General features: G+C 41.8%; 6 protein-coding genes and 2 pseudogenes. 2 read left to right on the top strand and 6 right to left on the bottom strand.

The genetic code is table 11. The features are described from left to right. Window positions 1-37 precede the first annotated feature (37 nt). The gene (locus ACED42_RS18190; protein ID WP_371703646.1) at window positions 38-304 is read right to left on the bottom strand and encodes a DUF4238 domain-containing protein; all 267 of its coding nucleotides are present in this window, start codon (window positions 302-304) and stop codon (window positions 38-40) included. Window positions 305-407: 103 nt separating this feature from the next. Between ACED42_RS18190 and ACED42_RS18185 the strand changes: the two are divergent. Further along, window positions 408-1429: pseudogene (locus tag ACED42_RS18185) on the top strand (IS110 family transposase). Between the two features lie 342 nt (window positions 1430-1771). Here ACED42_RS18185 and ACED42_RS18180 read toward each other — a convergent pair. From ACED42_RS18180 to ACED42_RS18170, 3 genes and pseudogenes are all read right to left on the bottom strand, one after another. After that, window positions 1772-2335 (bottom strand): hypothetical protein, encoded by a 564-nt coding sequence (locus ACED42_RS18180; RefSeq protein WP_368085267.1) that lies wholly within the window; start codon window positions 2333-2335, stop codon window positions 1772-1774. 571 nt (window positions 2336-2906) lie between these two features. After that, window positions 2907-4535: a methyl-accepting chemotaxis protein gene (locus tag ACED42_RS18175; protein ID WP_017082422.1), complete on the bottom strand. Its 1629-nt coding sequence runs from the start codon at window positions 4533-4535 to the stop codon at window positions 2907-2909. A gap of 293 nt (window positions 4536-4828) precedes the next feature. Beyond that, a pseudogene (locus ACED42_RS18170) lies at window positions 4829-5242 on the bottom strand (ISAs1 family transposase); the annotation flags it as partial. Window positions 5243-5388: 146 nt separating this feature from the next. Between ACED42_RS18170 and ACED42_RS18165 the strand changes: the two are divergent. Next, window positions 5389-6426 (top strand): tyrosine-type recombinase/integrase, encoded by a 1038-nt coding sequence (locus tag ACED42_RS18165; protein ID WP_371703644.1) that lies wholly within the window; start codon window positions 5389-5391, stop codon window positions 6424-6426. A gap of 111 nt (window positions 6427-6537) precedes the next feature. Here the strand turns inward: ACED42_RS18165 and tdh are convergent, their stop codons facing one another. Both tdh and ACED42_RS18155 read right to left on the bottom strand, forming a co-directional pair. Next, entirely contained in the window at window positions 6538-7569 is a 1032-nt protein-coding gene (tdh, locus tag ACED42_RS18160; RefSeq protein WP_102276941.1) for an L-threonine 3-dehydrogenase, read from the bottom strand. Between the two features lie 110 nt (window positions 7570-7679). After that, window positions 7680-8873: a glycine C-acetyltransferase gene (locus ACED42_RS18155; protein WP_231904364.1), complete on the bottom strand. Its 1194-nt coding sequence runs from the start codon at window positions 8871-8873 to the stop codon at window positions 7680-7682. Window positions 8874-8976 lie beyond the last annotated feature (103 nt).

Genomic DNA, 8976 nt, shown 5'->3' with positions numbered 1-8976 from the left:
ATCTTATTCTTCGCGCTGAAAGATTAGAATGCGGGGTTCATGACACGCTTACAAATAATCGATCGAAAATAGCATTAGTCGATTCATCTACATTACTTAAAAACAAATCTCGCACATAATTTACATCTTGCTCAGTTAAACTATTTACCTTGTAAAAGTAGTTTTTTTGACCAACGTTCATTAAGTCTTTAGTAGAAAATACATGTTTCTTATCTCTCATGCATGCAAGCTTACCCCCTACCAACCAAGACTTGAGGTAACGTCTCCATACGTAGTGTTGCTTCTTTTTCTTTTGATTGAACATCTCAACATTTTCTCCAAAAACATAACGAATGATATGGACTCCCTCTACCTGGCACTCTGCGTGCCATACTTACTTAGTACACGCTGAAGAACTGGAGGTTACTATGTCCACCATTCAAACTATTGGCGTTGACCTCGCCAAGAATGTATTCACGGCGTTGATGCATATGGCAAGTGCGTCCTACGCAAAACTGTCAAAAGAAACAAACTCTTAGACACATTCGCGAAGTTACCTCCCTGCCTCATCGGTATGGAGGCGTGCTCTGGTGCACACCACTGGGCGAGAGAGCTACTGAAACTAGGTCATAACCCGAAAATTATGGCGTCCAAATTCGTTATTCCATATCGACAAAATGAGAAGAACGATGCCAATGACGCAGAGGCCATCTGTGAAGCGGTATCTAGACCCAAAACACGATTTGTCTCTATAAAAAGTGAAGAGCAACAAGCTGTGCTTTGCCTGCACCGTATTCGACAGGGGCTAATTAAAACAAGAACGGCGACTATTAACCAGCTCAGAGGTTTGCTTTCCGAATTTGGTATTGTGATGCCTCAGGGGCGCTACTCGGCTCAAAACACTATTGGTAGTGTCCTTGAAGATGCAGAAAATGGTTTGCCTATACTCGCTCGAGAGCTACTTCAAGATCTATCGAACAAGATTCAACACCTTAACCTAGAAGTATTGCACTATGATCGTAGAGTCTCTGCTTTAGTTCGTGAGATGGCTTCAGCCAAAGCCCTCATGGATATTCCAGGTGTCGGTGAACACAGTGCAAGTGCCATTGTCGCGACCGTCAATGACGCCAAACAATTTGGATCTAGCCGCCAATTTGCCGCTTGGATAGGGTTGGTTCCAAGACAATACTCAACAGGTGGTCATGTTCATCTTGGTCGCATCAGCAAAAGAGGCTAAAAACACATTCGCACTCTACTTATTCATGGCGCAAGAGCCGTTATTGCACGATGTAAAGAGAAAACCGATCACAACAGTATTTGGTTAAATCAACTCGTTGAACGACGAGGTTATAAACGAGCAGCTGTCGCCCTAGCAGCAAAGAACGCTCGTATAATATGGGCATTATTAACAACGGGAAAAGAGTACAAGATTAACTATGTAAACGGTTAACACTCACCGAGTCAAAGCAATAGCAAATGATGACAATATGACCAGACCGAGATGCCTAAACCTGTTTAATTGGGAAGTAATAAATACTGTTTAACGAATGAGGCCGGCATCAAGCGAATATCATCAAGGTGACGGAACGAATCCGATTAAACACCGAATGTAGAGCTGCTGTCCGATCCACTGTTGTCAGCGGGAGCTATTGTTGACAAAAGAGGGAGTCCATGTAGCCCAATTAAGGTGTGAAGCACGCGACCACAACACTCAATTTGACCACCGTAAACACTAAACTCAACCCAAACCAAAAATGCCAAGCGTGCTGAATCACTCTTAAATTGTCGTTTGTTATAAGCCCATTTCGGTACCAATGTAGCTGACAGAATGACCACCGCTGTACATTGATTTAATTAAGTCACGCATTAGTGAAAGCTCTACAGGTGAAGAGAGCCTACCTGACTCAAATGCTGCCAAGATTTCACAGTTTAGTGGGTCTTCTTTGACTAACAATTCAGGATATCTATCGGCAAACCAAAAGTAATAGCACATCGTTTCTGGCATCCACTTTAGTTTGTACTGGTGATACATATAAAGCCCCTCTAGAATCGATAAGTGATTAAAAAGAGCATTAAACTCAAGTATTGAGTCTGCATCCTTATCAGCATGTTTAAAAAAATTCCTACTTTTGTAAACGTGGTTTCGCCACTCTTTTCTTTTTTCAGGGCGAACCCATTCGCTTTCTCTAATTGGACCTTTGATACCCTGTTTCTTACCGAGATCACTGAAAACCTGATTAGCAGCTTCAACCAACGTATGTACTGAAACTTCATCACCATCTTCAAAAAACAATCTAATTGCCTGAAGAAACTGGCGCTCGGCAACATCGAATTTGCTTAATTTTATACTATCCATATTTCCTCGGAGCTGACTGGGCTTATAACATTCTTAATAACAGGCAATCTCGTTTTTCTGCCTGCCTGACTTTCGATTAACTTATCATAAGCCACTAAAAATTAAAGAAAATACATCGAGATGCGCATTCTATCCTCACATAAAAACGCGCCAGCGTGTTATCCAAGATATGAAACCATAAACCTTTTGATAAACAGTGGCTTATTAAATATTCTATCGACAAAGCGAGACTAAACACTCAATAAAACATGCCACTTTCCATACTCAACGACATTCAAGCTTAATAAACTGTGTAGATATACGGAAAAGAAAGTAAAGGTGGCAAGAAAATCAGTCATAAACTTGATATTAGGTTTTGTAGGGAAAACTCACACACCTAGATTCTGTAGAATATTTAATCTAACTCACTTAGGGGCAGAACTTTGTTAACCGTACTTCTCACACAAAGTGCCAACTGTGAAGTGTGATCACCAAGCGATTCTGGACAGAAATAGCTTAGAGTTGATCTTCGAGCTGATTTGATCAACAACGCCACTCCTGATTAAAAAAATCTAAGGCGTAGTGCACCTTTCTATAGCTTGAATGCTCCCATCCTCGATTGGAGATTATGAGCTAGACTACTGATTTCCTGACACGCTATAGCGGTTTGTGAAGTGCCTTCTGCCATTTCTGAGGATGCTGAATTAATATGCTCCACACTTCGATTTAACTCTTCTGACACTGAGTTTTGCTCACTACATGCTGTTGCAATATGAGTACTCATCTGAGCAATATTCTCGACAGAGTGTTCAATCATATCAATTTGTTCTCCAGCCTCATTGACTTGGTCAACACATGTAGCGATACCACTCTGACACTCCCTGCTTGCCTCCCCCATTTTGATGGTTTTTTCTTGTAAGTCTTCAACAATATCGACAATCTGCGTTGTAGATTCTTGCGTTCGTTGAGCCAGAGAACGAACTTCATCAGCTACTACAGCAAAGCCTCTCCCTTGCTCTCCTGCTCTAGCAGCTTCTATTGCAGCATTCAAGGCTAATAGGTTCGTTTGTTCCGCAATCCCTCTAATAACATCAACAACAACATTAATGCTACTTGAACTATTTTCTAGATCACTTGCCAATTCATCTGTGTTTTGTATTGTTTTAGTGACCTTATCAATTTCTTGGATTGTTTTATTTAAAATCTCGGTTCCGTGCTTTGCAACTTCAGTTGCTGAGTTTGCTGAGGTAGCTCCACTTTCTGTATTCTGCGCTACCTCGTTAACTGCGGCCTGCATTTCTGTCATGGCCGATGCAACAGAACTCAACTCTAATTGTTGATTTTGCATTCCTGAAGCCGTTTGAGCTGATATTGCACTCACCTCTTCCACCGCTGCTGTTAATTGAATTGTAGAATCACTCACCTCTGAGACTAAAGAATGCAAATTATTTTGCATTGATACTAACTCTTTCAGCAAAGTACCAAGTTCATCTTCAGTTAACTCTCTTTCGTCAATTGTATTATTCAACTGACCTTTAGCTATCTGAGAAGCAAACCATAAAGCTCGATTAACCGGTTTACAAACTACTCGAGATAACAGAACTGACGAAAGAATTATCATACCGATAATGACTAAGGAACCAGCGGCGGCAGTAAGTTGAGTCGATTGAGATTCACTTTGTACTTCTACTTTTAGCTGATTTATAAGCTCATCATTTAAGCTAAGCGTATTGTCCAAGCTAGTAAGAGCTTTTGTATATGTAGTGAAACTAGATAAAACAACTTCATTTGCTTTTTTTGCCTTACCTTGTGCAAGTAAATAATTATATTGCTGCGTTTCAGAAATATAACTATTCCATGTATCTTTAAATACTTTAAAAGAACGCTTTTCTTGCTCACTCAGCGCTAGAGCTTCATACGACAAAATACCTTGTTGAACATTTTCCCTCCATTGTTCAAGCCCCTCTATCCATTCCGCGATTTTGGGATGCTTTGCATTTGACAGAAGCGAAAATTCATCTTTACGAACTTTTGTAATATCAACTTGAATACCTTTAAGCAAGGCAACCGATGGCAGGCTTTTATCAGTTAATATCGCTGTGTTTTTATTCAGTGATAATAAACTCGACATCATCACTACAGAAACAACTGCAAAAACCAGAAATACGGCTAAGTAACTCAACCCAATTTTCTTTACTACACTTAAATCTTTAATACTCATCAATGAACCCACATTTATTCTAAAAATAACGCCATGACTAATGGCACATTACCTACCTTAACAACCGAGGAGTGAGAATAAAAATCGTTACGCCCTTATTCATCGAGTGTAATATAGCCGAATATTGGCTGAATTAACATCAACTTAGCGTGAATTCGATACAGCAGTTCACTTTTAACTAGAATATGGTGGTATTTTCGTTAAAAAATAGAGTAAATACCTCAATTGAATGAGGTTGTATAAAAAAACCATAATTTAGTGTCAATTGAGCAGCAGGGCGACCGCATGAGTGCCTAGTTTTTCACCGCCTGAGTAAAACCAGCACTTAATACTGCCTCTAGAATGGTTGTATTCATCATGCATCGCTTTTGCTTCCCAACAATGCTTAGCTTAGTTGGCTCTTCTCTGAGCATATTTAAGCTCATATGACGCAAGCAAGATAGATTCTCCGCTCCATGGTCTTTGTATATCTGGCACGCATCCTCATTCATACTGACATCAAGTACCCAATGCATTGACTCTATATCCCAAAGCTCTCTAACTGCCATCGCAGCTTGCTCTGCGCTTAGCACTTTGGAGCTGATATAGTAACGATACTCTAGGTCGATTACTTTTCATTTCTCAATACGGAAGTTTTCAACCATTATAATGCTCTTCAAGTATTTCCAACGAGAGAAGTTACCTTCCAGTTTTGTACTGTCAAAAACTGCTGTTGCGGATCACAATAACCTATTAGCTTTCTTAGCACTTTGAGATAGGAGCCTAACCTGTGCTTTTTGTCCGATATAAAACATTGTTCTACGTTTTAGCTCTAATTACACTGTTTTTATATACAGTAATCTTAGGCTTTATTATGTCTATCCGCAATTTAAAAGATGGCTCTACCAAACCTTGGCTCTGCGAATGTTACCCAAATGGGCGAACGGGGAAGCGTGTTCGTAAAAAGTTTACGACTAAGGGAGAAGCAAAAGCTTTTGAGCTTCACACGTTGAAGGAGATTGACGATAAGCCATGGATGGGAAGTAAACCCGATCACCGTAGAATGAGCGAACTGTTAGACACTTGGTGGAACATACACGGTCATACGTTGAAATCAGGTAAACAAGCTCGGGATCTAATAGCCAAAACAATTGAAGGATTAGGTAACCCGATTGCCTACCACCTTAAAGAACGAGACTACTTGGACTATCGGGCAGCTCGAATCCCCTATCGTGGCAAAAACAAATCTATCGAGATATCCCCGACCACACATAACCTTGAACTGATTTATCTAAAAGGTATGTTCAAGAAGCTGATTAAGTACAATCAGTGGAAATACCCCAACCCAGTTGAAGCAATCGAGCCTATCAGAACCAGTGAAAAGAACCTGGCATATCTAACCAAGCCACAAATTGAAGAGTTCCTATTTAACCTGAAGAATTTCAACCGCGTAATTACAGTCTCGATTCCACAGCTCATTGTAATCTCTAAGATTTGCTTAGCCACCGGTGCTCGTATAAGTGAAGCTCTCACTCTTACCCGTTCACAAGTAGCTGAATTTAAGCTAACTTACACCGAGACAAAAGGTAAGAGAAATCGAAGTGTGCCCATCTCACCTGCTTTGTATCATGAGATCTTAGATATCGCAGTGAACGACCATAAGATTTTTGACACTACTTATAAGGATGCCTGGCGCTACATTAAAAGGGCTTTACCGAATCATGTTCCAAGTGGGCAAGCAACGCATGTTCTACGGCATACATTTGCTTCGCATTTTATGATGAACAAAGGGGATATTTTGGTGTTACAGCGGATTCTAGGTCACACAAAAATTGAGCAGACAATGGCGTATTCTCATTTTGCTCCCGAGCATTTGATGCAGGCAGTTCACCTCAATCCTTTAGAAAATTAATGGCGACAAAATGGCGACAGCCACTGTAATCGAGCGTTATTTAGCGGTTTTAGACGTAAAAAAGGCGACAGTTTTCACTGTCGCCTTTTGCTATTTAGAGCCTAATTTAGACTATTCCCAATCAAGGATAACCTTTCCTGAAAGCCCGCTACGCATAGCGTCAAAGCCTTTTTGGAAGTCATCAACCTTGAAGTGGTGAGTAATGATTGGTGTTAGATCTAGGCCAGATTGAATCAATGAAGCCATCTTGTACCAAGTTTCGAACATCTCACGACCGTAGATACCTTTGATAACTAAGCCTTTAAAGATTACTTGGTTCCAATCTACTGCCATGTCTGATGGTGGAATGCCTAGTAGAGAAATCTTACCGCCGTGGTTCATGTTAGTCAGCATGCTGTTGAACGCAGATGGGTTACCAGACATTTCTAGGCCTACATCGAAGCCTTCTGTCATGCCAAGATCCGACATTACGTCTTCAAGCTTCTCTTCCATCACGTTTACTGCGCGAGTCACACCCATTTGACGAGCAAGATCTAGGCGGTATTCATTTACGTCAGTGATTACAACGTGACGAGCACCAACGTGCTTCGCAACAGCAGCAGCCATGATACCGATTGGACCAGCACCAGTGATTAGCACGTCTTCGCCTACTAGGTCGAAAGAAAGCGCTGTGTGTACTGCGTTACCAAACGGGTCAAAGATTGATGCTAGATCGTCAGAGATTTCTGCAGGGATCTTAAATGCGTTGAACGCAGGGATCACAAGGAACTCAGAGAACGCACCAGTGCGGTTTACGCCAACACCTGTTGTGTTACGACAAAGGTGAGTACGGCCGCCACGACAGTTACGACAGTGACCACACGTGATGTGACCTTCGCCAGATACACGGTCGCCGATTTCAAAACCACGAACTTCTTGGCCGATGCCAACAACTTCACCCACGTATTCGTGACCTACCACCATAGGTACTGGAATTGTGTTTTGTGACCACTCATCCCAGTTGTAGATATGTACGTCTGTACCACAAATTGCAGTTTTCTTAATACGAATAAGAAGATCATTATGACCCATTTCAGGTTTTTCAACCTCGGTCATCCAGATGCCTTCTTCAGGCTTAAGCTTAGAAAGTGCTTTAATTTTCATAATGTTATCCAGTTCATCTCGCCTAACTGTAAGGCGAGAATCAAAAATCTATATGTTCTATTGGGTGTTGTTCTATCTAATCAAAGGATGCACAAGGCACCCCTTTAAAATTAGATGATAGCCATGTCTTTACCAACTTGGATGAACGCATCGATTGCGCGATCCAGTTGCTCACGAGAGTGTGCAGCAGACATTTGCGTACGGATACGAGCTTGGCCTTTTGGTACTACAGGGAAAGAGAAACCTACAACGTAGATGCCTTTCTCTAGGGCGCGCTCTGCAAATTCAGCCGCTACTTTTGCATCACCCAGCATGATTGGGATGATAGCGTGGTCAGCACCACCCATTGTGAAGCCCGCTTCTTCCATGCGAGTACGGAAGTGAGCAGAGTTTTCCCATAGTTGAGTACGTAGGTCGCCAGATTCCGCTAGAAGATCTAGAACACGGATAGACGCCGATACGATTGCAGGTGCAACAGAGTTAGAGAATAGGTATGGACGAGAACGCTGACGTAACCAGTCGATTACTTCTTTCTTACCAGAAGTATAACCGCCTGAAGCGCCACCCATTGCTTTACCAAGCGTACCTGTGATGATGTCGATACGGTCAACAACGTTATGGAACTCGTGAGTACCCGCGCCGTTTTCACCCATGAAGCCCACTGCGTGAGAGTCATCAACCATCACTAGTGCACCGTACTTGTCAGCAAGGTCACAGATAGCAGGAAGGTTAGCGACTACGCCGTCCATAGAGAACACACCGTCAGTTACGATTAGTGTGTGACGAGCGCCTGCTTCTTTAGCTGCGATAAGTTGTTGCTCTAGCTCTTCCATGTTGTTATTCGAGTAACGGAAGCGCATTGCTTTACATAGACGAACACCATCAATAATAGATGCGTGGTTTAGAGCATCAGAAATGATTGCGTCTTCTTTGCCTAGAATCGTTTCGAATAGGCCAGCGTTTGCATCAAAGCAAGATGTGTAAAGGATAGTGTCTTCTTTACCAAGGAACGTAGATAGCTTTTGCTCTAGTTCTTTGTGAGAGTCTTGAGTACCACAGATGAAACGTACTGAAGCCATACCAAAGCCGTGCTGATCCATACCATCTTTAGCTGCTTCGATAAGAGCTGGGTGATTAGCAAGACCTAAGTAGTTGTTTGCACAGAAGTTTAGTACTTCTTCACCAGTCGAGATAGAAACCGCTGCTTTTTGTGCAGAAGTGATAATGCGCTCAGACTTGTAAAGACCTTCTTCTTTAACTTCTTCGATTTGAGTTTGAATCTGTTGGTAAAATGCAGAAGACATTGTCTATTCCTTCCTAATTATTATTCAGCAGCATCGCGCGCCGCATTATGTAGGGGATGTAAACGATTTCAATTCGATCATTTACACTGTAAAACTTATACCC

Source organism: Vibrio sp. FF145 (assembly GCF_041439075.1).
GTDB classification, from domain to species: Bacteria; Pseudomonadota; Gammaproteobacteria; order Enterobacterales; family Vibrionaceae; genus Vibrio; species Vibrio tasmaniensis_A.
Note: the sequence above shows the minus strand (reverse complement) of the source record. Positions and strands in the feature narration are given on the sequence as shown.

Excerpts from the sequence above, each read along its gene's own strand:
- ACED42_RS18190 (WP_371703646.1), bottom strand. The coding sequence starts at position 304 with ATGTTCAATCAAAAGAAAAAGAAGCAACACTACGTATGGAGACGTTAC.
- ACED42_RS18180 (WP_368085267.1), bottom strand. The coding sequence starts at position 2,335 with ATGGATAGTATAAAATTAAGCAAATTCGATGTTGCCGAGCGCCAGTTT.
- ACED42_RS18175 (WP_017082422.1), bottom strand. The coding sequence starts at position 4,535 with ATGAGTATTAAAGATTTAAGTGTAGTAAAGAAAATTGGGTTGAGTTAC.
- ACED42_RS18165 (WP_371703644.1), top strand. The coding sequence starts at position 5,389 with ATGTCTATCCGCAATTTAAAAGATGGCTCTACCAAACCTTGGCTCTGC.
- tdh (WP_102276941.1), bottom strand. The coding sequence starts at position 7,569 with ATGAAAATTAAAGCACTTTCTAAGCTTAAGCCTGAAGAAGGCATCTGG.
- ACED42_RS18155 (WP_231904364.1), bottom strand. The coding sequence starts at position 8,873 with ATGTCTTCTGCATTTTACCAACAGATTCAAACTCAAATCGAAGAAGTT.